Below are 22,812 nucleotides of genomic sequence, written 5' to 3' on the forward strand. Positions count from 1 at the left end.
GAGATCCGCCTCCGTCCGCGGCATTCCGGGAGGAACCGTGACCCTCGACCCGACGACCACCGTCGACGATCTGCTGCCGACGGCGATTCGCGAGGACTTCCCGTACCTCGACCAAGAGCTCAATGGGCATCCGCTCGCCTACCTCGACTCGGCGGCGACCGCGCAGCGCCCGATCGCGGTGCTCGATGCCGAACGCGCCTACCTCGAGCACTCCAACGCCGCCGTGCATCGCGGAGCGAGCACGCTCGTGGGCACCTCGACGACCGCGTTCGAGGAGGCTCGCGAGACGGTGGCCCGCTTCGTGGGCGCCGGGCCCCGCGAGATCGTGTGGACCGCGAACGCCACCGATGCGATCAACATGGTCGCGCTCGGCATGGCGGATGCCGCGGCCGGCCTCGGCGGCCCCGAGGCCGGCGTCTTCCGGCTGGGCGCCGACGACGAGATCGTGGTCACCGAGGCCGAGCACCACGCCGACCTCATCCCGTGGCAGCGGCTTGCGGCGAAGACCGGCGCGACGCTGCGGTGGATCCCCGTGCACGACGACGGCACGTGGAACATCGACGACGCGGCATCCGTCATCGGACCGCGCACGCGCTTCGTTGCATTCGGCCACGTCTCGAACGTCACGGGGTTCGTGGCGCCGGTCGGCGACGTCGTCGAGCTCGCCCACCGACACGGCGCGCTCGTGCTGCTCGACGCCTGCCAGTCGGTGCCGCACCGGCCGATCGACTTCGCCTCGCTCGGGGTCGACTTCGCCGCGTTCTCGGCGCACAAGATGCTCGGACCGACCGGCATCGGCGTGCTCTACGGTCGAGAGCACCTGCTCGACGCCCTGCCGCCGGCGCGCACCGGCGGCTCGACGATCACGACCGTGACGATGGAGTCGGCGTCGTTCCTGCCCTCGCCGCAGCGGTTCGAGGCCGGCACGCAACCGGTGTCGCAGGCCGTCGCGCTGGCCGAGGCCGTGCGCTACCTCGACACGCTCGGCATGGAGCAGGTGCACGCGCAGGAGTCGGCGCTGGCTGAGTTGCTCGTCGACGAGACGGCGCGGATTCCCGGCATCCGGCTCATCGGTCCCGGTGCCGGAATCGAGCGCGCGGCCCTCGCGAGCGTCGACGTGCCGGGCGTGCACGCGCACGATGTCGGCCAGTTCCTCGACTCGCAAGGCATCGCCGTGCGAGTCGGCCACCACTGCGCGCAGCCGCTGCACCGGCGCCTCGGGCTTCGGGCGACCACGCGGGCGAGTGCCTATGTCTACACAACCTCCGACGAGATCCACCGCTTCGCCGCGGCACTCGCCGAGGTGCGCGGATTCTTCGGAGTCGACGCATGAGCGACCTGTCGGGCCTCTACCAGGAGCTGATCCTCGACCACTCCCGCCGCCGGCTCGGCGACGGCGAGCTCGCTGAACCGCACGCCACCCACCACGAGCTGAATCCCACGTGCGGCGACGAGATCACCATGGGCATCCACCTCGACGCATCCGGAACCGTGCTCGAAGCCATCGGCTGGACCGGCGACGGATGCAGCATCTCGATGGCCTCGGCGTCGGCCCTCACCGAGCTCGCGACCGGCGCCGACCTCGATCGCGTGCGGGCGCTCGTCGACGAGTTCCGTTCGATGATGCGCTCGAAGGGAGCGGGCGAGGCGAATGAAGAGCTCCTCGGCGACGCGATCGCCTTCCACGGGGTCTCGAAATACGTCATGCGCGTGAAGTGCGCCATGCTCGCGTGGGTCGCCCTCGAGGCGTGCGTCGCGGCGGCGAGCGCTTCGAATCCGGCGAGCGCGACCGGCGCGATCACTGACCGCGGAGATTCCTCAGCCCGATGACGGCCGCGATCGGTTTGACCAGAGCGAGCTCTCCGAACCGGTAGTCCCTTGCGCGCACGAGTCGTTCGGCGAGGTCCGGCCGCAACCTCCACAAGTAGGCTCGGCCCTTCTCGGCGTGGAGAGAGTTGGACACGATCTTGATCGTGTCCGCGTGCTCGACCAGCGGGATGGCGTTCTGAATGTTCTCCCACGTGGTGGAGCTGTCGCGATCCAGTCGGATCGGGCCGGTGTATCCGCGTTCGTCGCGGGCGTAGCGTGCCATCAGCTCCGCCTCGGAAATGTCGCTTGCTACTGCACCGCCGCACAAGACGAGCACGCTCTCGGTCGCGGACGGCTCCTGGGAGCGAAGCCCGGCACGCACTCGATAGCGGTTCACGTAGTTGGCGCGCGTACCGCGATTCTTGAAGCCGAGCACGACCACGGCCTCCGAAGTGCCCGGCTGTGCAGCAGTCCCGAGTCGTCGGCGACTCGCCCGCCAATGCACCAGCTCCGCCCACCCCATGACGACGGCGGCGACCACGATCGGAACGACCAAGAGTTGGAGACGCACACTGCAAGTGTTCCAGCTGAGCGGAACACGCGGCCGGCCATGCCGGTGCCGTTGCCGTTGAGATCGATGACGATCCGCGATTTGCTGTTTGCATGCGGATCGACCTTGCACCGCTTCATCGCAGACACGCCGACGGAGGAGTTCGCATGACGTCACTCGACCAGACAGCTCGACACGCATTCGTCGACGTCGAGACGCGCTTCCCTGATGCGGCGGCGAGGATGCGGGACTTCCTCTCACGGGTGCTGCCCAGCTGAACCCCTCGACGCCGCATAAGCTCGATGCACCGTCATCCCACCCGAAGAGGAGCACGCCTGCCATGAGCGACGCCGCCGCCCTGGATGTTTTCGACCGCCGGGAGTCCGAGGTGCGCGGGTACATCCGTGCGTTCCCCACCGTGTTCGATCGCGCGGTCGGCTCGACCCTGATCGACGTCGACGGCCGTGAGTACCTCGATTTCTTCGCCGGCGCGGGCGTGCTCAACTACGGGCACAACAATCCCGCGTTCACCCGCGCGATCATCGAGTACCTCGAGCGCGACGGCATCATCCACGGTCTCGACATGGCGACCTCGGCCAAGAAGGCGTTCATCGAGGCGTTCGAGCGTCTCGTGCTCGAGCCGCGCGGGCTCGACCACAAGCTGCAGTTCACCGGCCCGACCGGCACGAACGCGGTCGAAGCGGCACTCAAGGTCGTTCGCCAGGCCACCGGCCGCTCGACCATCGTCGCCTTCACGAACGCGTTCCACGGTCTGAGCCTCGGCGCGCTCGCGGCGACGGGCAACAGTCACTACCGCAGCGCGGCCGGCGTCGGCCTCGACGACATCGTGCGCCTGCCCTACGACGGATACCTCGGCCCCGATGTCGACACCCTCGACCTGCTCGAGAAGATGCTCGACGACCCGGGCAGCGGACTCGACCTGCCCGCGGCCGTCATCGTCGAGGCCGTGCAGGGCGAGGGCGGCATCAACGTCGCGAGCGTGCCATGGCTGCAGCGCCTTCGCGAACTCACGGCGGCCCGCGGCATCCTGCTGATCCTCGATGAGATCCAGGCCGGCATCGGCCGGACCGGCGCCTTCTTCTCCTTCGAGGCGGCGGGCATCGTGCCCGACGTCGTGACGGTGTCGAAGTCGATCTCGGGCTCGGGCCTGCCGATGTCGCTCGTGCTGCTGCGCCCCGACGTCGATGTCTGGAAGCCGGGCGCGCACACCGGCACGTTCCGCGGCAACAACCTTGCGTTCGTCTCGGCACGCGTCGCACTCGAGACCTACTGGGCCGACTCGGCGCTCGTCGACGGCGTGGCCGCGAAGTCGGCGCTGCTCGCCGCCGAACTCGAGCAGATCGCCGCCGCGCACCCCGAGCTCGGCTTCGTCGTGCGCGGACGCGGGCTCATGTACGGCCTCGCGTGCGACGGCGATCGCGGCCTCGCCGGCCGCATCTCGGCCGAGGCATTCCGGCGAGGCCTCGTCATCGAGACCTCCGGCGCCTTCGACGAGGTGCTGAAGTTCCTGCCCGCGCTCACCATCACCGAAGACGAGCTCGCGCGCGGCCTCGCGATCGTGCGCGAGAGTCTCGACGCGGTGCTCGCCGGCTGAGCGCCGCAGGGTGATCGGGACAGCGGATGCCGCAGCATCCGCCCTCGTCTCCCGGTCGTGACTCCCAGCAGCGGATGAGGCAGATTCGCGAGCGCTGCGGCGCGTCGAGGCATCCGACCCGGCGTGTGGCTCGAAACTGCCTCATCCGCGCCGACCGGGGCACCCCGATCCCGACGCGCCTCACTGCGCACCCTGCCGACCTCGCAGCGCTCCCGGTCGTGACCCTCGGCAGCGGATGAGGAAGAATCGCGGGCGCTGCGGCGCGTCGAGGCATCCGACCCGGCGTGTCGCTCGAAACTGCCTCATCCGCTGCTGCCCGTCAGCCGAAAGGTTGACGCGGGATGCTCCCGCAGACTGATTCGCTCGAGAATGGCCGTCGGTAGCGTCGTCGACGTGAACCACTCCACACCTCACTCGACGCTCGCTCGACTCGCGGGCGTGACTGCCCTGGCGGGACTTGCGACCGTATTCACGGCGGTCTCGATCGTGGTGCTTGCATCCCCGATCGTGCAGATCCTCTCGCAGGTCGCGACCACGCTCCTCTAAGGCGTCCACCACGGTCGCAGCGGCACCCCGCCGTCGCCGTCGCCGGCGCCGGGCTTCACCGCGAGCACCTGGTGCAACTGGATCCCACCGGTCTCGAAGGCGAGCCGTGACCCGGCCATGTACAGACCCCACACCTTCGCGGTGGGCAGCCCGACCTCGGCCACCGCTTCATCCCAGTGCTCCACGAGGTTGGCGCACCAGTCGCGCAAAGTCATCGCGTAGTGGGGGCGCAGGTTCTCCTCGTGCAGCACCTCTAAGCCGACATCCTGCGCTTCGCTGATGATGCGGCCCGAGCCGGTGAGCTCGCCGTCGGGGAAGACGTAGCGGTCGATGAAACCCCGGGTCGACGGTTCGTGCCGGTTGTCGGGTCGCGTGATGCAGTGGTTGAGCAACAGCGCGCCGGGCCGCATCCGGGACTGCAGGAACGTGAAGTACGACGAGTAGTTGCGCACGCCGATGTGCTCGAGCAGCCCGATCGACGACACCGCATCGAAGCCGGTCTCCGCGATGTCGCGGTAGTCGCCGTAGCGAACCTCGGCCAGCTCGGTGAGGCCCTCGTCGGCGATGGCCTGCTGCGCCCACGAGGTCTGCTCCTCCGAGAGCGTCACGCCGAGGGCCCTGACGCCGCGGCGGGCCGCATAGCGCACCATGCCGCCCCACCCGCAGCCCACGTCGAGCAACCGGTCGCCGGGCTTCAGCCGAAGCTTCTCGAACACCAGCCGGTACTTGTTCTCCTGCGCTTCGTCGAGGGACGCGTCGGAGCGCGGGTAGCACGCGCAGGTGTAGGTCATCGACGGCCCGAGCACCCACTCGTAGAAGGTGTTCGAGACGTCGTAGTGGTGGTGGATCGCTTCAGCATCACGGGTCTTGCTGTGCCGCAGTCCCCGGGCGATGCGGCGCCAGCGTGGCGGCACCTCCTGCGGCGGCGGCGCGATCGGTCGCAGGTGCTCGACCCCGATGGAGCGGAAGATCTGGGCCATCACCCGCGGCGACGGCAGCTTGAAGACAAGGTCGTCGGCGAGCGCCTTGAGCAGCTCGTAGGGGTCGCCGGGGTGCACGCCGTGGGCCTCGAGGTCGCCGGCGATGTACGCCCGGGCCAGGCCGAGATCGCCGCGGCCGGTGGCGAGATAGGTCGTTCCGCGAGGCGTCTTCAGATCGAGCCCGAACGTGGCGTCCGGTGGTCCGGCCGAGCTGCCGTCGTAGGCCGTGAATCTCAGCGGGAGTCGGCCGGCGGTGAGGATCTCGAGGATCTCGGCGAGGGTGAGCTTGCCAGCGGCATCCGCCTTCTCCGAGGCATCCGCTCCCACTGGGGCATCCGGCTCCGAGGCATCCGCCTTCTTCGCATTCTCAGCCTGTTCCGCCGCGTGTTCCTTGAACGAGGTCATCGTCGTTGCACCGCCTTCGCATAGAGGTCGAGGAGCCGTGAATCGGGGTCGTACCGCTGCTTCACGTTCCGATAGGTCTGCCCGCCGTAGAGCTCGTCGAACTCCTCGGGCGAGTAGTAGGAGTCGGAGTACAGCGACTTGTGCCCGTCGACTTCGCTGACCTTGCGTTCGATCAGCCGGTTTGTCTCCCCCGCGATCGACCCAACCGGCACCGTCGACCAGAAGCCGACGTTGACGTAGGTCTGCTGCGGCCGCATCGGGTAGAGCGGCCAGCCCTCGTCGTCGCGCACGCGCAGCGGGCACAGCCAGATCGGCTCGATCGGCACACTGGCGAGGAACCAGTCGAGGAACTCGGCGCACCGCTCGATCGGCACCTCGACGTCTTGGATCACGCGTTCACGCGACGGGCGGCCCTTGAGCTTCTCGATGCGGTCGCCGAGGTCGAATCGCTGTTCGTAGCGCATGAGCTTCGAGTAGAAGCTGCTGCGCCGATACCGCCGCGGCCAGAATCGTCGGATCAGCGGATGCTGCGCGCCGAACGCTTCCGAGCACCAGAACCAGTCGGTGTCCCAACGCCACAGGTAGTCGTGAATCGTGAGCCGGTCATGCTTGGCGCCCTCGTCGTGCTGGATCGAGCGGTAGTAGATCTGCTGGCCGGTGTAGTCGCTGACCGGGCCGGATGTCGCGGTCTGCACGCCGACGCACAGGTAGCTCTCGTCGGCGCTGAACACCACGCCGTCGAGGTAGTCGACGGGAACCCCGTGCAGGGTGCCACTCCCGACGATGCGGTCCATCGTTGCGACCAGGTCGGTGAGTGAGTGGAACCGCAGGTGCGTGAGCGCGACGAACGGCTTCACGGGCTCCAGTTCGATGCGCAGGCGCACCGAGTAGCCCAGCGTGCCGTACGAGTTGGGGAAGGCGCGGTACAGATCGGGGTGCTCGACGGGCGATGCGGTGAGCACCTCGCCGGCGCCCGTCAGGACGTCGAGCTCGAGCACCGACTCGTGCGGCAGGCCGTTGCGGAACGACGTCGACTCGATGCCGAGGCCGGTCACGGCGCCGCCGAGGGTGATGGTCTTCAGTTGCGGCACCACCAGCGGCGCGAGCCCGTAGGTCAGCGCCGCCGCGACGAGATCCTCGTAGGTGCACATGCCGGCCACGTCGGCGGTTCGCGCCTCGGCGTCGACCGTGATGACGCGCGTGAGGCCCGACGTATCCAGACCGGGAGCGCCGGTGGCCGCGCGCGAACGGAACAGGTTCGACGTCGGCTTGGCGAGCCGGACCGAGGCGGTCGCGGGCACTGCCCGGTAGCTCTCGAGAAGGCGCTGCACGCCATCGGCGTGAGCGGCCCGTGCGTCGGTCGCAGGAACGGACACGACTCCACGGTAGTCCGCGGAGAACCTTCCCGGCACGGATGTCACGTTTCTGCTCTCTGCGGTGTCTTAACTAGTAGTGAGGATGCCAAGGAGGAACGATGACTGTCGAGCACAAGCAGCGGCGCACCGTGAGCGATCGGCTCGCGGAGCGCCTGGCGGCGACCAGGTTCGGGCGACGAGCTTCGCACCGGTGGGCGGAGTTGCGCCGCCGCCCCGTGCCGAACCACTGGACGAACCTGTTCGGCATCGTCACCGCCGCGTGCGTTCTCGTGCTGTTCGTCACCGGCCTCGTGCTCATGTTCTTCTACACGCCATCGAACGAGGTCGTCACGTATTCCGGCTCGTACGCCCCGCTCCGCGGCGCCGAGGTCTCGAAGGCGTTCGACTCGACGATGCACGTGAGCTTCGACGTGCCGGGCGGGCTCCTCGTGCGACAGGCGCACCACTGGGCGGCCCTCCTGCTCCCGGCATCCGTGATCCTCCAGATGCTGAGCATCTTCTTCACCGGCGGCTTCCGCAGACCGCGCCGCGCCACCTGGGTGCTGCTGTTCCTCGTGTTCGTGGCGGCGCTGGCCGGCGGGTGGAGCGGCTATGCGCTTCCCGACGACATGCTGTCGGGCACGGGTCTTCGCATCGTGGAGGGGATCGTGCTCGGCATCCCGTTCATCGGCACCGACGTCTCCCGGCTGCTCTTCGGCGGGGCGTTCCCCGGGAGCGTGCTCGCCAACCTCTACCCGCTGCACCTCGCGGTCTCGGTCGCGCTCGTGGCGCTTCTCGTCGTGCGAGCGGGCCTCTGGTTGCGGAAGCGGTCGCCGCAGTTCCGCGGTTCTGGTCGCACCGAGACGCGTGTCATGGGCGTACCGCTCGTTCCGAATGCCGCTCGCCGCGGCTTGGGCCTCGGACTCCTCGTGAGCGGCATCCTCGTGCTCATCTCGGCGACCGTGACCATCAGCCCCATCTGGCTCTACGGGCCTTCGTCGCCAGCGGATGCCTCGGCGGGCAGCCAGCCCGATTGGTACACCGGCTTCCTTGACGGGGCCCTCCGGCTCGTTCCGCCGGGTTGGGAGTTCGTGTGGCTCGACCGCACGTGGACACTGGCCCTGCTCGTGCCCCTCGCCGTCATCACGTTGGCATTGGCAGTCGTGGCGGTGTATCCCTTCCTCGAGGAGTGGATCGCCGACGACCATCGCGACCACCACCTGCTCGACCGCCCTCGTGACACGCCCACGCGCACCGGCATCGGCGTGGCCGGGCTCACGTTCTTCGGCGTGCTGTGGCTCGCGGGCAGCGCCGACCTCGTCGCCGTCGCCTTCTCGCTGACCATCGAGGGCGTGATCGCAACGTTGCAGCTCCTCGTGCTCCTCGGGCCGATCATCGCGTTCGAGCTCACTCGTCGTGTCTGCCTCGGGCTGCAGCGGAAGGACCGAGAGGTCGTGCTCCACGGGTTCGAGACCGGCCGGATCGTGCGCCTGCCGGGCGGCGAGTACATCGAGGTGCACGGGCGCATCAGCGACGACGAACGGCAGCGACTGGTCGGCGTCGTCGACCAGGTGCCGGCGGTGCTCCGCCCCGACGCGCGGGGCAGGCTCACGCCGGCGCGGCGACTGCGAGCTCGTCTCTCCCGGTTCTTCTTCGAAGACCGGATCGCCCGCCCGGAGGCGCCGGGCGACGCGGCGGCTCCGCTCGAGCGCCCGGCGGTGTGAGCAGCCTGCGCGACCTCAGCTGCGCCCGGTGAAGAACTCCACCGCAGCCTGCCGGAACACCCGCGAGCCCGGCGCGTTGAAGTGGTGCCGATCGGGCAGCTCGACGAACACGCCGTTCGGCGTGGCATCCGCCAGTCCCTTCGACCGCTCGAGAATGGCGTCTTCACTGCCGGTGGCGAACAGGATGCGCTGCATCGGCGGATGCTGCGGGTCTGGGTCGGCGTCGCCGGAGCGCATGCCCCCGGCGAGTGCGACGAGCGCACGCAGGTCGTTGCCCGCGACCCGCTCGGCGAGGGTGACGTAGTTACGGGTGACCGGGTCTTCGACCGGGGTGCCGTGCTCGGCGTAGGCACGCGCCTGCTCGATCTGCAGTCGCGCGAGCGGGCGCCCGTCGGGGATGCCGCCGAGCACCGCGCGCTCGATGCGGTCGGGCACCTGCACCGCGACCTGCCAGCCGACTCGCGCGCCGAGCGAGTACCCGGCGTACTGCACGGTGTCGAGCAGGTAGGTGTCGAGCACCGTGACGAGGTCGTCGACGAGGGCATCCATGCTGAACGCAGATGCCTCGTGTGGCTTGTCGCTGGCACCGTGGCCGCGCTGGTCGACCCCGAGCACCCGGAAGCCCGCGCGCGTGAGGTCGCGCACCCACCCCGTGCTCACCCAGTTGTCGCGGCAGCTCGACGCGAATCCGTGCACGCACAGCACCGTGGGCGCATCCTCGTCGCCCCACAGGTACGTGGCGATGCGGCGCCCGTCGGCCGACATCACGTACTGCGGCGCCGGCATCTCGGTCAGTGCTGGGATCAGCGCGCTCATGTCAGCCATTCTCGCGGCCTCGGCGCGTGCACCGCTGCCTCTGGTCATATTGGTCGTCGGATTCCGCGGTCGAAACCACTTCGCCGATGAGGCATACGGTCAGCGGGTCAGGAACAATCCCCGATTGAGTACCGCGGAGTAACTGCGGTCCGAGAAGCCGGGATGCTCGGTTCGCATCTCCGCTCGGACATCACGTTCGCGATCCGACGGTTTCCCGAGATCTTGACGGCTCTCCTGGCTGCGCAGTTCCTCGCCATACCGTTCAGCATCATCGAGGAGGGCGCGCGCTCGGAGTTTCGCCTGGTCGACGGCTTCCCGATCGTGGTCGGCGAACACCTCATCGCGAGTGAGCCGCCGGACTCCCGGCCACGTACTCAGTCGGCGGCTCCGTTCGAGAAACAGTTCGAACTCCAGCGCACCGTCGAGCAGCGTCGCGCCGCGAGCTCGGGCGACCATGGCATCTTCCCCACGCTGATCGGACCGGATCTCGCCGATGAGGCGCTCACGGTCAAGACGCGGGTTGAACTCCAAGTACTCGTCGATGGTCATCGATCGGGTGTCGGGCCGTCGCCGGGGCGGTTCATCTGTCATCCGATCAGTATGACGAGTGCTGCTCATGCGCCTCGCGTCGGACCGTCAGGCGTCGTCCCCGCACGATCTCGTCGACGCCGATTTCCTTGCTCCTCGTGCCGATCATCGCGTTCGAGATCACTCGTCGTGTCTGTCTGGGGCTCCAACGCAAGGACCGGGATCTCGTGCTCCACGGGTTCGAGACCGGCCGGATCGTCCGCCTGCCGGGCGGCGAATACGTCGAGGTGCACCGGCCGATCAGCGACGACGAACGGCTGCCTCCTGGTCAGCGGATGCCTCCGGTCAGCGGATGCCGCCGGTCACGGATGCCGTAGGCGAGCGCCGCACTCGCCTACGCCTACTCCTGCGAACGCTCGACGCTGATCGAGCGAAGCACGTACTGCCGCACCCGCACGAACCGGGTCGCGGCGCACGTCGACAGCAGTGGTTCGGAAGGAGCCTCGTCGAGCTCCACGACGACGACACCGTCGGCGCCTTCGAGGCGCACCCGCCATCCGGTGTCGGCCGCCTCCTCGGCGATCGGAGGGAACGACGCGATCCGGTCGTCTCCGAACGTCTCTCGCGCGTAGTGCTGCGCAGCCTGCACCGGATGCGTCAGCGAGCTGCGCCCGCGGTACCGCTCCGGCACGACGCGACCGTCTTCGAAGGCGTCAGCGATCCGCACGGGATCGCCGTCGTCGGCGTACCCGTAGTAGAGCCCGTGCGGGAAGACCACCATCGTTCCGGCGAACCGATCGCCGCCGAGGTGCGAGCACTCCCACGTCTCCTCAGGATGCGCCTCGGCGAGCGCCGTGACCACGCGGCGTCCGCGCACGGCGCAGCACTGGTCGTGGCGGGCGTGGGTGCAGACGCAATAGAGGGGCCGCGAAGATGGGGTGCCGGTGGACCCGTCGAGCGGCACCTCGAGCAGCGCCGCGGCATCCGCCACCTCTCCCCACACCACGCTCTCGCGACCCGGTCGCGAATCGACGATCGCCCACCGCTGCGTCGCCGGAGCGACCCGGCGGCCCGTGCGACGGATGGCGAGCGGTCGCATGCCGGCGCCCTCGATGCGCCGCACCAAGGCGCGTCCGAGCGTGCGGTCGAACGGCTCGTTGAGCAAGGCATTGTGCCCCCAGCTCGCGGCGACCTCGATGAGGAACCAGCGCAGCCCGCGCGAACCGGTGCCGACGAGCGGATCGTCCCGCTCGCGGGCGCGATCGCTGCACGGTGCCCAGTGCTCTGCAACGAGGGTCACGCGGGCGCCACCACGAATCCCTCGCGCAGAAGCCTGCGCACGACCACCACGGCGCTCTCGGCGTCGAGACCGGGCAACTCCCCCGACGTCACGACGTCGCCCGTGGCGAGTCGGCGCACGGCCTGCTCCGCCTCGATCGGCAGCGACAACGTCTTGGTGCGCGCCACGATGCGCACCCGGTCGTCGGCCGTCGCAATGCGCACCGAAAGCGACCCGCGCCACCGCACCGGGGTCGATGCGTCCAGCGTCGCGAGCGCCTCGAGGGTCGCGAGCGGAGCGACCGGCTCGGCGCGGGTGGCGGCGTCGAAACGACTGCTGAGCATGGCGGCCGGCCGCGAGGCATCCGTCTGCTGCAGCGTCTCGATGAGCGCCTGCACGGTCTGCTCGACGATCGGCGTGAGTGCCTCGGGGTCGCGCAGGTCGAGGCCGAGCGGCAGCGACGCGCGTAAGGCGGCGTTGTCGGCCACCTGCTCGAGCAGCGCATCGACGATGTCGGCGCGGGTGTAGGCCGACATGCCCACGGTCAGGTGCACGGATGTCGCACCGAGCGCGGTCGCCGAGTGGATCCAGCCGCGCGGAAGGTAGACGGCATCGCCCGGTCGCAGCACGACGTCGATCACCGGTTCGTGCGTCGCCGCGCGGGCGACGGCGGCGCGGTGCTGGTCCCACGGCTGGGTGCGCAGCGGGTCGACGAGCACCGGCGCGTGGATGCGCCAGTGCTTCTCGCCCGAGATCTGCAGCACGAACACGTCGTGGGTGTCGTAGTGCGGGTCGAATCCCTGCGACGAGGGCGGGGTCACGTAGGCGTTCACCTGCGCAGGGTGCCCGATGTCGTCGATGAGCTCGCGCGTGAAGTCGATGATGGGCGGCCACAGCCGGTGCAGGCCCTGCAGCACGATGGTCGCGCCGCCGGCGAATTCGGCGAGCACCTTGTCGCTGGAGACCTGGTCGGCGATCTCCGCTCCGAAACCGCCTGAGGCGGTGTAGGCGGATGCCGCGAGCACCGAGCCCTCCTGCGCCATCCGGATGAAGGGGGTGCGCACGCCGCGCCGGGTGACGAGTTCGTCGACGGCCGCCGCCGAGAAGAGATCGTCGAAGCCGGCGGCGAGGTCGTCGGCCGTGGAGAGGAGGGGTTCATAGCCCCAGTACCGTTCGGCGAACTCCTCAGCCGACACCCGGATGCACCGTGAGAGCGCGGGCCGACTGATCGGCCCGCGCTCCGAACGGGTCATTACGCCGAACCGTCGGCGCCGCCGTCGTTGCCCTCGGGGTTGGCGCCGCCGTCGGCGACACCCTCTCCCTCAGCGGCGGATCCGTCGGCGCCACCGTCGTGGCCGCCCGGGTTGGCGCCACCGTCGGCGACACCCTCCCCCTCAGCGGCGGATCCATCAGCGGCACCATCGTGGCCAGCAGGGTTGGCGCCGCCGTCGGCGACACCTTCACCCTCAGCGCCCGGCTCGAGGGTGATGTCGTCATCGTTGATCGTCATTCGATGTCCTCTCGTTGCGTCCTCGCCAAGCGTATCGAGGGCTCCCCTCGGATGCGATGGCTTGACGCCGTCAGGTGCCGTCTTCGGTCCGGTCCTCGTCGTAGAGCTCGTCGAGCAGTTCGGCTGCATCCTGATTGCCGCCCGCCGCGAGTCGCCGAAGCTCGGCGACGTCGCCCTTCTCGGCTGCGAGCTGCACGAGCTCGTCCATCGCGTCGGTGCTGCCGCTCTCGGCGAGCAGCCGCAGTTCGTAGGCGTCCTCCCGCTCACCGGCCAACTCCACGAGCTGCGCGGCCGCGTCCTCGTCGCCGCGGGCGGCTCGTTCCCGCAGGTATGCGAGCTCGGCATCCGACATGACGCACCTCCCTTGCCTCGATGGGGTCAATGTAGCGCCCCGGCGGCCCCGGCCGCATCGGTCCCTTCGGGACTCCGGCACGACGTCGCTCGACGGTGGCTGCTGGCAGACTCGGGTCATGACCACGAGGACCACGACGGCCGGCACGCCGGGCGGCACACCGGAGCGGCCCGCCCTCTTCTTCTCGGGGCCCGAGGAGTTCCGAGCCTGGCTCGAGGCCCACCACGCCACCGAGACCGAACTGTGGATGGGCCTCTACAAGAAGCACGTGCCCGATCGGGGGCTGACCTGGGAACAGGCGGTGCCCGAGGCATTGTGCTTCGGATGGATCGACTCGGTGTCGCAGCGCATCGACGACGATGCGCGCCGCCAGCGCTGGACCCCGCGTAAGCCCTCGAGCATCTGGTCGAGCGTGAACATCGCCCTCGTCGAGCAGCTCATCGCCGAAGGGCGCATGCACGAAGCGGGCATCGCCGCGTTCGAGCGGCGGCGCGAAGACCGGTCGGGCGTGTACTCCCACGAGAACCCGAACAGCGAGCTGCCGCCCGAGGCCGCTGCGCGGCTGGCGACGGATGCCGCGGCATCCGCATTCTGGCAGGCGGCCACCGCAACCTACCGCCGCCAGGTCACCCACTGGGTGCTCTCGGCCAAGCAGGAGGCCACGCGCGAACGCCGGCTCACGCAGGTCATCGAAGACAGCGCGGCGGGCCGGCTGGTGCCGTTCCAGCGCTACGGCGAGACGCCGAAGTGGGTGGAGAAAGCCGCGGCTGCCGCGCAGGCCGCAGCGGAGCTCCCACGCCGGTAGCCTTGGCGGATTCGCTCGGGCTCCGCTGAGGCTGACGCGAAGTGTTCGTCTGCCGCTCGGCTACGTCGCCCTCGGTGCCCATCTCGCTAGACTCCGAGAATGTCGCGTGGGGGGTGCACGAGGCGCACCGCCCTGCTTGCGGGCGTTGCGCTGCTCACGGCCGGTTGCGCGACTGCCCGGTCACACAGCAGCCAGCCAGCCGGTTCACGCCCTCTGCCGAGCGTGCCTCCGACCGCCTTCGCCGCCAGCCCGAGCCCGAGCCCGACGCCGTTACCGCCCGAGGTGGATCCGCTGGCGGTGGCGGAGAGGTTCCGCGGCGCCCAGGCACACCAGTGGGGGCTCTTCGTCGATGGGGTGGAGAACGAGCTTGCGGTGACCCACGACGGTTCCACGCCACTCGTCGCGTTGACGCTCGATGCCTGCGGCGGGTCATCCGGAGGGAGCGTCGACGAAGCACTGATTGACCACCTCGTGACGCATGGGATCCCCGCCACCCTGTTCCTCAATCAGCGGTGGATCGAGTCGAACGAAGCGTTGGCACGTCAGCTCGCCGGCATGCCGCAGTTCGAGTTGGGCAATCACGGTACCGCGCACCGCCCGCTGTCCATCTCCGGCCAGTCCGCCTATGGCATACCGGGCACGACGAGCGTTGATGAGGTCGTGGAGGAGATCTGGAGCAACCATCTCACGCTCTCGCAACTCGCGGGATATTCCCCGCGCTGGTTCCGCTCCGGTACCGCGCACTACGACGAGGTCGCTGTGGCGATCGTGCGGGAGCTGGGTGAGCGGGTCGTCGGGTTCACCGTCAACGGAGACGGCGGCGCGACGTACGACGCCGCGGCGGTAGAGAGCGAGACGCGAATGCTGGCCCCCGGTGGCATCGCGATCGCCCACATGAACCAGCCCGATTCAGGAACGGCGGCCGGACTCGCCGCCGCCACGGCAGCCCTCGCCCACGAGGGATACCGCTTCACGCTGCTCGATGGAGCGGCTTCACGGTGAAATGCGGCTACTGCGACGGTGTGGCGACGGATGCCGCGGCATCCGATGCCCTACCCGGCTGAGGTCGCGAACTGGCGTGCGAACCTCGCGACCTTGTCGACGTAGTCGTTGTCGTGGTTGTACGAGAAGACCGCAGCCCGCCACCCTTCGGGACTGGTCATCGACCCCGACGCGCAGAGGTACCGTGCCGTCGCCAGCGCGGCGTCGTCGATCTGGTGGGGGTCGGTGACCCCGTCGCCGTTGCCATCGCTCGCCCACCTCGACCAGGTCGACGGGATGAACTGCATCGGTCCGACCGCCCGGTCCCACGTGACGTCGCCGTCGAGGACACCGCCGTCGGTGTCCCTGATCGTGGCGACACCGTCGCCGTTGAGTGCCCGACCGATGATCGACGGCTGCGCTCTGCCGTTCTCATCGAGCACCGCATCGCCGTAGCTCCCATGACCCGACTCGATCGAACCGATGGCGGCGATCGTGGCCCAGTCGAGACCGCACGCCGGATCCTCCGCGGCGAGCGCGACGTGCGCGCGTGCATAGGCCGACAATGCTCGCTCCGGGATCCCCGTCGCCACCGCGATCCGCACGATCCATGCGGGATCCACGAGCAGCATCGGCGACGCCTCGGGGCCTGGCACTGCCGTCGACTCCTCGATCGGCTTGGTCTGGCCGTCGACCTGCGCGTCCTGCGCCTCCTGCGCGCTCTGCTCACTCTGCTCGCTCTGCCCGGGCTGCGTGGTCACCGGTGGCAGGGCCACGATCAGGCCGTTCGCAGCCGGTGCCGCGAATCCGCCGGGGTTGGCCGCGAGCCCCACGACGTTCGCCGCGTAGATGGCACCGACGACCAGCGCGACAACCAATGCCCCGACGCCGGTCACAAGGCCGGCATATCCGACGGCACGGCGTGCAACCTGCCTCCCCGTGGCTCGGGCTGGGCGACGCTCGCCGTCTTCGTCGGCGTAGGAATCGTCGTCCCATGACATCGGTGAGCCGCTCCGTTCGGGCGTTGATTCAGGGGTTGCCCGTCGGGTCAACCGTCGCCCGCTCGTTCGTGCTCTGCGACGATGACCCGTCCCTTCACACTACGCGCGCGCCGGGCACCTGTATACGAGCATTTCTCACTTGCGGGCTGGAGAAGTTCGGGCACGTGGGGGCGCCGGCCCCGGCGATACCGTCCACACCCCGCCCGGCGAGTGGCACTGGCACGGCGCGACATCCGACTCGTTCATGAGTACGCCGTGGAACGGCGGAGTCTTTAGTTGTCATGGCTACTATTGCCATGTATATTGAACGCCATGCCCAACCCACCCGGTGCCATGGCCGGCGCATTCGTCTGGCGGCTCTCCACTCGGTGGCGCGCCGCCGTCGACCGCGCCGTGAGCGTTCATGGCCTCACGCACGCCACGTACGTGGTGCTCACCACCCTCTACTCACTGCGGGGTGCCGCTCGCCCGGCCGACGGTCCCAGCTCCCCCAGCCAGCGTGCCCTCGCCGACGCGTCGGGCATGGAACCCATGTATGTCTCGCGTCTGATCCGCTCGCTGGAGTCCGACGGACTGGTCGTCCGCACACGCGACGAACGCGATACGCGCATCGTCCGCCTGAACATCACGGACCGCGGCCTCTCAGTCGTCCGCCCCGCGATGCGCACGGTTCAGGCGCTCCTCGACCAGCTACTCGCGCCACTCGGCGGGCGCGACAGCACTCGAACCGTCGAGTTCGTCGCCACCCTCACTGAGCTGCTCAACGCGCCACTCGATCTTGGAGCCACCGATGCCTGACGTGACCGTACTCACCTCGACCATGCACTTCACCGAGACCCGGCCCGCAGATCCCGGCACGACGCCGGTCGTATTCCTGCACGGCAATCCGTCGTCGTCGCACACCTGGCGCAACGTGCTCCCCGTGGTCGGGCACGGCCGTCTGCTGGCGCCCGACTTGATCGGCATGGGCAGGTCGGGCAAGCCTGACCTCGCCTACACTTTCGCCGACCATGCCCGCTACCTCGACGGCTGGTTCGACGCCGTGCTGGGGGACGAACCGGCGGTCCTCGTGGGACACGACTGGGGAGGCGCTCTGGCGATCGACCGGGCGGCACGGTTCCCCGACAGCGTGCGGGGCACAGCCCTGTTCGAGGCGGTGCTCCGGCCGGTGCGACCCGAGCACCTGTCCCCTCAGGCCCGCGCCCGGAGCGAGCTCATCGCCTCACCGGAGGGAGAAGTGATGTTCCTGGACCACGACACGGCACTTCGGCAGGCCTACACCTTCGGTGTGCTGACGCCGGTGACCGACGAGGACCTCGCTCCATACCTGGCGCCCTATCCCTCCCGAGAGAGCCGTCGCCCGCTGCTCGCCTGGGCGCGTCAGCTCGCCGAGCCGCCCGCGGAACTGGTCGGGCGGCTCGAGCAGGCTGGGTCATGGCTGAAGGCGTCCGGAGACGTGCCGAAGCTGCTGCTCACGTTCGAGAACTCAGCCACCCTGCTGATCGACGAGCGATCGATCGCCTGGGCGCGGGAGCACTTGGCGTCCGTCGAGATCGAGGGTCTCGGACCGGCGGGGCACCACGCGACCGAGGACAGGTCGGCCGAGATCGGCCGTGCGGTGGGGGCCTGGCTCGACCGGCACGCGCTGCGCTGAACCGTCATGAAGTGCAGGCGTCGCTCCCGCGCGCCCTCACAGGCCGACCACATCGATGGGCCGACGCGCGACGAGGTTGCGCGGAAATGAGGCTTGTCGCAAGCTGCACGCCCTCATAGCCTGAGAACGCCCGAGTGCGATGGAGGAGCAAAGATGCGCAATCACCTCAAGCTTGCCACCACGACGATCGCAATCGCCGCGCTGACATTGGTCGGCCTGGCGCCCTCGCTTCCCGCCGCAGCAGGCCCGCGGGCCGACATGGTCGACATCCAGGTCCTCAATGTGTCCGACTTCCACGGTCAGCTCGATCCGCTCAACGTCGCCGGCGTCGGGAACGTCGGAGGAGCTGCCGCGTTGAGCACCTACTGGCAACAGGATCGGGCGGAGAACCCGAACACGCTCCTGTTGACCGCAGGAGACGCGGTGGGAGCGAGTCCGCCGCTCTCGTCCTTCTTCGACGACGTCCCGACCATCGACTTCATGAACTACGCAGGCTTCAATGCCGATACGTTCGGCAACCACAACTTCGACAAGGGCATTGCGCACCTTCAGGCGCAGATCGATCGAGCCGAGTTCAGCTACGTGTCGGCGAACCTCACCAACGTCGAATACAACCTCATCGGGGTCGCGCCGTTCGTGATCAAGAAGGTCGGCGGCGTCAAGGTGGCTGTCATCGGCGTCACCAATCCCGAGGCGCCGACGCTGGTCGCCCCCGGTGCCCTTGGCACCATCCAGATCACGGATCCTGCCGCCGCCGCGAACGCGGCACGCGCCCAGGCCGAGGAACTCGGGGCGAAGGTGTTCATCGCGATCGGTCACCTCGGCATCGAGGGCACCGACGAAACTGGTGCGCCGAGCGGCCCGCTGACCGAGTTCGCGAACGACGTGCAGGGCTTCGACCTCATCCTGGGTGATCACACCGACGTCCAGTACAAGAGCACGATCAACGGTGCACTTGTTCTCGAGAACCTCAGCAAGGGGGCGACCTACGCCAAGACGGTGCTGCACTACGACCGTCGCGGCGGCGGAGCCGTGAGCGCGAGCTCGCAATTCATCGTCCCGCTCTCCAACGCGGTGACCCCCGACCCGAACGTGGTCGCGCTGCTGCAGCCCTATCGGGCAGAGCTCAGCGCCCAGCTCGACGGCGTCATCGGGGTCGCCACCGACATATTCCTGCGCGGAAGCAATATCGAACGCATCCGCGAGGTCCCGCTTGGAGACCTCACCGCTGACGCGCTGCGGACCACGTACGCCACTCAGATCGCGTTCACCAACGGTGGTGGTCTCCGCTCCTCGCTGCCCTCGTCATCGTATCTTCCGCAGGACACGACCCTTCGTCGGCCGAGTCCCGGCTACGCGGCGGGTCCGCCCTACGACGTGGTCATCGGTGACGTCTTCTCCGTGCTGCCGTTCGGCAACGAGTCGCTGACCCGTACGGTCACCGGGGCTCAGCTGTGGGCCGTTCTCGAGCGGAGCGTCGGTCAAGCACCGAACGCCTTCGGGGGCTTCCTCCAGATCTCCGGATTCCGCTTCACCTACGACTCGACGCAACCGGTCGGCGCGCGGGTGCTGTCGGTGTCGCTCGACGACGGGACCGTGATCGCGAACGACGCGACGACGTACACCGCAACCACGAACGACTTCACGAACGCCGGTGGGGATGGGTACGTCGAGTTGGCCGATGGTCAGGGAGTGACCCGCAACCTGATGGCGAACGACCTGCTCGCATACATCACCGCTCAGGGCACGATCACCCCGACGACCGACGGACGCATCGACGACGTGGCCCGCCCAGACGCCTGACGGAGTCTGAGTCGACGCCGGCGGCGACCGCTCGACGCCTTCGTGCGCGCCGCGGAGTGACGGATGCCGCCGCGTCAGCCGTCGGTTCCGTGCACGATTCGGTGGACGCCGAGGGCTTCGAGCCGGCTCGGATCCGCGAGCACCTCGAGTCCGACGATCCGGTCGCCCTCGAGGTCGAACGCCATGATCGACACGACGCGCCCACCCATGACCGCGGCGACACCCGGTCGGCCGTCGATCAGGATCGGCGTCGAATGGGCGGCGAGGCGACCCGAGAGCACCGCCTGCTCGGCGATCGTTCGCGCGCCCTCGACGAGCTGTGTCGACGTGCCGTAGTCCGCGCGGAGCACCGCGCCGTCGTCGAGGAGCTCCAGCAGCGCGCCGATGTTCCCGTCTTGGGCGGCGGCGAGCCACGCGTTCACGATCCGGCGGCCGCGTTCACGATCGGGCCGCGCGGGCTCCTCGGCGCCGCGCACCCGCCTGCGCGCGCGAGAGGCCAGCTGCCGTGCCGCCTCGGGCGATCTATCGAGCACGACCGCGATCTCATCGAACGACTGGCCGAAGACGTCGTGCAGCACGAGCGCGATCCGCCCCGCCGGGCTCAGTGTCTCGAGCAGCACGAGCAGCGCGACGCTCACCTGATCGCTGCGAGCGACCAGGTCGGCGGGGTCCGCCTCCGCGGCGATGGGCTCGTCGCGCCAGGGCTCGACCTGCCACGAATGCTCCCGCTTCCGACGCGGGGCGCGCAGCAGGTCGAGGCTGATGCGCGAGACCACGGTGGTCAGCCAGGCCGCGAGATTGTCGATCTCCGCGGCATCCGTCCGCTCGAGGCGAAGCCAGGTCTCCTGCACGGCGTCATCGGCATCGGCGGCTGAGCCGAGCAGCTGCGTGGCGATCGCCCGCAGCCGGGGCCGTTCAGTCTCGAACCGGCGGGCGAGAATTCTTCGATCCGTCATGTCACATCTCCTCGAGTTCGATCGTCGGGATATCGACGAGGCAACGCCCTCGGATGTGACATGAGAGGAACTCGACCATGAACGCACCTCTGCTCGTGACGGGCGGTACCGGCAACATCGGCAGCCGTGTGGTGCCGCTGCTGCGTGAGGCCGGCCGCGACATCCGGATCCTATCGAGGCACCCGCGCGCGGCTGAGCCCGGCATCCAGTATGTCGAAGGCGATACCGTTGCCGGCCGGGGACTCGCGACGGCGCTCGAGGGCGTCGAGGTCGTGCTGCACCTAGCCGGCGGGGCGAAGGGCGACGATGTCGCCGCACGCAATCTCTCCGCCGCCGCACGCGAAGCCGGCGTACGGCACCTCGTGCTCATCTCGGTCATCGGCGCCGACCGGATGCCCATCGGCTACTTCCGGGCGAAGGCGGAGGCCGAGCAGGTGATCGTCGAGTCCGGTGTGCCGTGGACGGTGCTGCGAGCCGCCCAACTGCACGACTTCGTGCTCCCGGTTGCGCGAGGCATGGCGCGGATGCCGCTGCTCCCGGTACCCGGCGGTCTGCGCTTCGAGCCGGTTCACGGCGACGAGGTCGCGGCACGGCTCGCGGAGCTCGCACTCGGCGCGCCGGCCGGACGGGTCGCCGACTTGGCCGGACCGGAGGTGCTCGATGTGGCGCAGCTCGTCTCGACGTTCGCCGAGGTGACGGGTGCTCGCCAGCGTCGGCGTCTTCCGATCCGCCTGCCCGGTGCCGTGGGTCGTGCCTACCGCGCGGGCGAGAACCTCGCGGGCGAGGGAGCGCAACGCGGCACGCGCACCTGGCGGGAGTTCCTCGTCGAGCGGGAAGCCCTCCTCGTTCGGTTGTGAGTCGGCCTTCCGTCGAGCGTGGAGAACAAGGACGGGGGCGGATACCGACACATTCGCCGCGGCGAACGCGTCCCAGCTACCCCTATGCTGATCGCGTAGATGGGAGGCCCTGTATGGCGACTCGGAGAGTCACAGGACTACGGCGTTGGATCCCGATGATCCTGCTACTCGTTGGTGGGGCGGTATTCCTTCTCCCGCAATTCGTTCGGATGGCAATTCGGCTTGAGGATGGTGACGGGTCCGCGACGATCATCATCTCCAGCCTTACCGTCACGCTCGTGATAGCCGCGGCGATCTTCGGCTGGTTCGCGCTGCGCATGCGGGCGCGACGCTCACGCATCGCCGACGACCATCCAGGGGCACGGCAGGTGCAGTTCAGCCCGTCGCCCGAGCTCGCCTCCGCTGCCAGGGCCTTCGCCGCACGGATATCGACATCGGCTCACGGCACCCTGATCGTGCACGAGGGTCGGTTGAAGATCTTCGTCGGAGGTGGCGAGGCGCCGCGCATCAACGTGCCGGTCGACGACGTCACGGACATCTCCGTCGGGGAAACGCTCCTCGGTGTGCGCTGGACGAGGTCCATCGACTTCACTGTCTCTTCGCCGGCTGGTCCCGTGAAACTTCCGATCGCTGTCTTGCGGGATGGAAACATGTTTCGCTCTCTCACTGACGCTGAGGTCGAGGCGATGGCAGCGCAGCTCCGGCAGGAGATCGCGGCGTTCGCCTGAGGCCCAACGCCGGAAGGCCCTCCAAGGCCCGAGGGGGGTGCCCTGCTTGGAGCACCGCGAGACCTCGACGTCGCATGCGACGATGGTTTCCTCGGCCGAGTCCGACCTCGCCCGTGCGGCTCGGACTCGGTGACGGATGACCCCGCGCTCGTCAAGCAACTCACCGCCGAGGGCCGCACACCGACGACCTGCTCAACAGCGGCGCCTTGCAGGATCTCACCGCAGCACCCGACGCCGACATCGAACGGCAGTTGGCGGCGATGGCGACGAAATCGGACGTGGAGCGCCAGCTGGAGGCGATGAAGGACGCCGGCGCCGCCAGCGGAAGCCGAGCTTCACAGAACCGGGGCAGCCGCAGCCCTGACGAGTGGCTCAGCATCGGGCAGGCGTCGACGACGCCCTGAGAGACTCGTCAAGCCCGCCGCTACTCGGGCCCTTCGTGTCGGCGCAGCAGACCCGAGCGGCCGCTCTTCATCTCACGCCCCGAAACGTTCCGCACCTGGCGCGAGGCCAACCACGCCACCGCGACCAAACTGTGGATGCCCCCAGTTCGGCGAC

25 protein-coding genes are annotated in these 22,812 nt (G+C 69.0%); 14 read left to right on the forward strand and 11 right to left on the reverse strand.

Features of this window, described 5'->3' with window-relative positions; translation table 11 throughout:
* Positions 1–37 precede the first annotated feature (37 nt).
* Both J7E25_RS09590 and sufU read left to right on the forward strand, forming a co-directional pair.
* The gene (locus J7E25_RS09590; RefSeq protein ID WP_308164475.1) at positions 38–1,333 is read left to right on the forward strand and encodes a SufS family cysteine desulfurase; all 1,296 of its coding nucleotides are present in this window, start codon (positions 38–40) and stop codon (positions 1,331–1,333) included.
* Complete coding sequence (gene sufU / locus J7E25_RS09595; RefSeq protein ID WP_214869898.1) at positions 1,330–1,830, forward strand: Fe-S cluster assembly sulfur transfer protein SufU; 501 nt, start codon at positions 1,330–1,332, stop codon at positions 1,828–1,830. Before J7E25_RS09590 ends, sufU begins: the two co-directional genes overlap by 4 nt.
* Here the strand turns inward: sufU and J7E25_RS09600 are convergent.
* A complete protein-coding gene (locus J7E25_RS09600; RefSeq protein WP_308164476.1) occupies positions 1,799–2,245 on the reverse strand; it encodes an ElyC/SanA/YdcF family protein in 447 nt (148 codons plus the stop codon). The genes sufU and J7E25_RS09600 overlap by 32 nt on opposite strands.
* A 454-nt stretch (positions 2,246–2,699) precedes the next feature.
* Between J7E25_RS09600 and ectB the strand changes: the two genes are divergently transcribed.
* Together ectB and J7E25_RS09610 are read left to right on the forward strand one after the other, a co-directional pair.
* Complete coding sequence (ectB, locus tag J7E25_RS09605; RefSeq protein WP_214869899.1) at positions 2,700–3,974, forward strand: diaminobutyrate--2-oxoglutarate transaminase; 1,275 nt, start codon at positions 2,700–2,702, stop codon at positions 3,972–3,974.
* A gap of 369 nt (positions 3,975–4,343) precedes the next feature.
* Positions 4,344–4,520: a hypothetical protein gene (locus tag J7E25_RS09610; protein WP_214869900.1), complete on the forward strand. Its 177-nt coding sequence runs from the start codon at positions 4,344–4,346 to the stop codon at positions 4,518–4,520.
* Here J7E25_RS09610 and J7E25_RS09615 read toward each other — a convergent pair.
* Together J7E25_RS09615 and J7E25_RS09620 are read right to left on the reverse strand one after the other, a co-directional pair.
* Entirely contained in the window at positions 4,517–5,905 is a 1,389-nt protein-coding gene (locus J7E25_RS09615; protein WP_214869901.1) for a class I SAM-dependent methyltransferase, read from the reverse strand. The two genes, J7E25_RS09610 and J7E25_RS09615, sit on opposite strands and share 4 nt — an antisense overlap.
* Positions 5,902–7,281 (reverse strand): FAD-binding oxidoreductase, encoded by a 1,380-nt coding sequence (locus tag J7E25_RS09620; RefSeq protein ID WP_214869902.1) that lies wholly within the window; start codon positions 7,279–7,281, stop codon positions 5,902–5,904. Before J7E25_RS09620 ends, J7E25_RS09615 begins: the two co-directional genes overlap by 4 nt.
* Positions 7,282–7,379: 98 nt before the next feature.
* On the opposite strand from J7E25_RS09620, the gene J7E25_RS09625 reads away from it, so the two are divergent.
* Positions 7,380–8,984: a cytochrome b N-terminal domain-containing protein gene (locus J7E25_RS09625; RefSeq protein WP_214869903.1), complete on the forward strand. Its 1,605-nt coding sequence runs from the start codon at positions 7,380–7,382 to the stop codon at positions 8,982–8,984.
* Between the two features lie 15 nt (positions 8,985–8,999).
* Here J7E25_RS09625 and J7E25_RS09630 read toward each other — a convergent pair whose 3' ends face one another.
* Both J7E25_RS09630 and J7E25_RS09635 read right to left on the reverse strand, forming a co-directional pair.
* Positions 9,000–9,800, reverse strand: coding sequence for an alpha/beta fold hydrolase (locus J7E25_RS09630; RefSeq protein ID WP_214869904.1), 801 nt, complete (start codon positions 9,798–9,800; stop codon positions 9,000–9,002).
* 99 nt (positions 9,801–9,899) lie between these two features.
* Positions 9,900–10,349 (reverse strand): hypothetical protein, encoded by a 450-nt coding sequence (locus J7E25_RS09635; protein WP_214869905.1) that lies wholly within the window; start codon positions 10,347–10,349, stop codon positions 9,900–9,902.
* A gap of 128 nt (positions 10,350–10,477) precedes the next feature.
* Between J7E25_RS09635 and J7E25_RS09640 the strand changes: the two genes are divergently transcribed.
* Positions 10,478–10,705 carry a hypothetical protein gene (locus J7E25_RS09640; RefSeq protein ID WP_214870073.1) on the forward strand — a complete coding sequence of 76 codons (228 nt, stop codon included), beginning with the start codon at positions 10,478–10,480 and terminating at the stop codon, positions 10,703–10,705.
* Between the two features lie 23 nt (positions 10,706–10,728).
* On the opposite strand, the gene J7E25_RS09645 is transcribed toward J7E25_RS09640, so the two are convergent.
* From J7E25_RS09645 to J7E25_RS09660, 4 genes are all read right to left on the reverse strand, one after another.
* The gene (locus tag J7E25_RS09645) at positions 10,729–11,628 is read right to left on the reverse strand and encodes a sucrase ferredoxin (RefSeq protein ID WP_214869906.1); all 900 of its coding nucleotides are present in this window, start codon (positions 11,626–11,628) and stop codon (positions 10,729–10,731) included.
* Positions 11,625–12,860, reverse strand: a complete 1,236-nt coding sequence (locus J7E25_RS09650; protein WP_214869907.1) for a cupin domain-containing protein — start codon at positions 12,858–12,860, stop codon at positions 11,625–11,627. Before J7E25_RS09650 ends, J7E25_RS09645 begins: the two co-directional genes overlap by 4 nt.
* The gene (locus J7E25_RS09655) at positions 12,860–13,117 is read right to left on the reverse strand and encodes a BatC protein (protein WP_214869908.1); all 258 of its coding nucleotides are present in this window, start codon (positions 13,115–13,117) and stop codon (positions 12,860–12,862) included. Before J7E25_RS09655 ends, J7E25_RS09650 begins: the two co-directional genes overlap by 1 nt.
* Positions 13,118–13,187: 70 nt before the next feature.
* Complete coding sequence (locus J7E25_RS09660; protein WP_214869909.1) at positions 13,188–13,469, reverse strand: hypothetical protein; 282 nt, start codon at positions 13,467–13,469, stop codon at positions 13,188–13,190.
* Between the two features lie 118 nt (positions 13,470–13,587).
* Between J7E25_RS09660 and J7E25_RS09665 the strand changes: the two genes are divergently transcribed.
* Positions 13,588–14,274 carry a YdeI family protein gene (locus J7E25_RS09665; RefSeq protein ID WP_214869910.1) on the forward strand — a complete coding sequence of 229 codons (687 nt, stop codon included), beginning with the start codon at positions 13,588–13,590 and terminating at the stop codon, positions 14,272–14,274.
* Positions 14,275–14,571: 297 nt separating this feature from the next.
* The gene (locus tag J7E25_RS09670) at positions 14,572–15,276 is read left to right on the forward strand and encodes a polysaccharide deacetylase family protein (protein ID WP_214869911.1); all 705 of its coding nucleotides are present in this window, start codon (positions 14,572–14,574) and stop codon (positions 15,274–15,276) included.
* A 50-nt stretch (positions 15,277–15,326) separates the two neighbouring features.
* Here J7E25_RS09670 and J7E25_RS17880 read toward each other — a convergent pair whose 3' ends face one another.
* Positions 15,327–16,256, reverse strand: coding sequence for a lytic transglycosylase domain-containing protein (locus J7E25_RS17880; protein ID WP_251038900.1), 930 nt, complete (start codon positions 16,254–16,256; stop codon positions 15,327–15,329).
* A gap of 312 nt (positions 16,257–16,568) precedes the next feature.
* Here J7E25_RS17880 and J7E25_RS09680 point away from each other — a divergent pair, with 312 nt between their 5' ends.
* The 3 genes from J7E25_RS09680 (at position 16,569) to J7E25_RS09690 (ending at position 19,713) form a co-directional block, all read left to right on the forward strand.
* Positions 16,569–17,054, forward strand: a complete 486-nt coding sequence (locus tag J7E25_RS09680) for a MarR family winged helix-turn-helix transcriptional regulator (protein WP_214869912.1) — start codon at positions 16,569–16,571, stop codon at positions 17,052–17,054.
* On the forward strand, positions 17,047–17,910 hold the full coding sequence (locus tag J7E25_RS09685) for a haloalkane dehalogenase (protein ID WP_214869913.1): 864 nt from the start codon (positions 17,047–17,049) through the stop codon (positions 17,908–17,910). The genes J7E25_RS09680 and J7E25_RS09685 overlap by 8 nt, the downstream gene beginning before the upstream one ends.
* A 153-nt stretch (positions 17,911–18,063) precedes the next feature.
* A complete protein-coding gene (locus tag J7E25_RS09690; RefSeq protein WP_214869914.1) occupies positions 18,064–19,713 on the forward strand; it encodes a bifunctional UDP-sugar hydrolase/5'-nucleotidase in 1,650 nt (549 codons plus the stop codon).
* Positions 19,714–19,787: 74 nt separating this feature from the next.
* Here the strand turns inward: J7E25_RS09690 and J7E25_RS09695 are convergent, their stop codons facing one another.
* Entirely contained in the window at positions 19,788–20,669 is an 882-nt protein-coding gene (locus tag J7E25_RS09695; protein ID WP_214869915.1) for a sigma-70 family RNA polymerase sigma factor, read from the reverse strand.
* A gap of 77 nt (positions 20,670–20,746) precedes the next feature.
* Here J7E25_RS09695 and J7E25_RS09700 point away from each other — a divergent pair, with 77 nt between their 5' ends.
* From J7E25_RS09700 to J7E25_RS09710, 3 genes are all read left to right on the forward strand, one after another.
* Positions 20,747–21,526 (forward strand): SDR family oxidoreductase, encoded by a 780-nt coding sequence (locus J7E25_RS09700; RefSeq protein WP_214869916.1) that lies wholly within the window; start codon positions 20,747–20,749, stop codon positions 21,524–21,526.
* Between the two features lie 209 nt (positions 21,527–21,735).
* Positions 21,736–22,254: a hypothetical protein gene (locus tag J7E25_RS09705; RefSeq protein WP_214869917.1), complete on the forward strand. Its 519-nt coding sequence runs from the start codon at positions 21,736–21,738 to the stop codon at positions 22,252–22,254.
* Positions 22,255–22,460: 206 nt separating this feature from the next.
* Positions 22,461–22,658 (forward strand): hypothetical protein, encoded by a 198-nt coding sequence (locus tag J7E25_RS09710; RefSeq protein WP_214869918.1) that lies wholly within the window; start codon positions 22,461–22,463, stop codon positions 22,656–22,658.
* The last annotated feature ends 154 nt before the right edge of the window (positions 22,659–22,812 follow it).

The organism is Agromyces sp. ISL-38, from assembly GCF_018613935.1.
Classification (GTDB): domain Bacteria; phylum Actinomycetota; class Actinomycetes; order Actinomycetales; family Microbacteriaceae; genus Agromyces.

Coding starts and splice junctions, on each gene's coding strand:
- sufU (WP_214869898.1), top strand. CDS start 1,330: ATGAGCGACCTGTCGGGCCTCTACCAGGAGCTGATCCTCGACCACTCC.
- ectB (WP_214869899.1), top strand. CDS start 2,700: ATGAGCGACGCCGCCGCCCTGGATGTTTTCGACCGCCGGGAGTCCGAG.
- J7E25_RS09610 (WP_214869900.1), top strand. CDS start 4,344: ATGGCCGTCGGTAGCGTCGTCGACGTGAACCACTCCACACCTCACTCG.
- J7E25_RS09615 (WP_214869901.1), bottom strand. CDS start 5,905: ATGACCTCGTTCAAGGAACACGCGGCGGAACAGGCTGAGAATGCGAAG.
- J7E25_RS09625 (WP_214869903.1), top strand. CDS start 7,380: ATGACTGTCGAGCACAAGCAGCGGCGCACCGTGAGCGATCGGCTCGCG.
- J7E25_RS09630 (WP_214869904.1), bottom strand. CDS start 9,800: ATGAGCGCGCTGATCCCAGCACTGACCGAGATGCCGGCGCCGCAGTAC.
- J7E25_RS09635 (WP_214869905.1), bottom strand. CDS start 10,349: ATGACCATCGACGAGTACTTGGAGTTCAACCCGCGTCTTGACCGTGAG.
- J7E25_RS09650 (WP_214869907.1), bottom strand. CDS start 12,860: ATGACCCGTTCGGAGCGCGGGCCGATCAGTCGGCCCGCGCTCTCACGG.
- J7E25_RS09655 (WP_214869908.1), bottom strand. CDS start 13,117: ATGACGATCAACGATGACGACATCACCCTCGAGCCGGGCGCTGAGGGT.
- J7E25_RS09660 (WP_214869909.1), bottom strand. CDS start 13,469: ATGTCGGATGCCGAGCTCGCATACCTGCGGGAACGAGCCGCCCGCGGC.
- J7E25_RS09665 (WP_214869910.1), top strand. CDS start 13,588: ATGACCACGAGGACCACGACGGCCGGCACGCCGGGCGGCACACCGGAG.
- J7E25_RS17880 (WP_251038900.1), bottom strand. CDS start 16,256: ATGTCATGGGACGACGATTCCTACGCCGACGAAGACGGCGAGCGTCGC.
- J7E25_RS09680 (WP_214869912.1), top strand. CDS start 16,569: ATGCCCAACCCACCCGGTGCCATGGCCGGCGCATTCGTCTGGCGGCTC.
- J7E25_RS09685 (WP_214869913.1), top strand. CDS start 17,047: ATGCCTGACGTGACCGTACTCACCTCGACCATGCACTTCACCGAGACC.
- J7E25_RS09690 (WP_214869914.1), top strand. CDS start 18,064: ATGCGCAATCACCTCAAGCTTGCCACCACGACGATCGCAATCGCCGCG.
- J7E25_RS09695 (WP_214869915.1), bottom strand. CDS start 20,669: ATGACGGATCGAAGAATTCTCGCCCGCCGGTTCGAGACTGAACGGCCC.
- J7E25_RS09700 (WP_214869916.1), top strand. CDS start 20,747: ATGAACGCACCTCTGCTCGTGACGGGCGGTACCGGCAACATCGGCAGC.
- J7E25_RS09705 (WP_214869917.1), top strand. CDS start 21,736: ATGGCAATTCGGCTTGAGGATGGTGACGGGTCCGCGACGATCATCATC.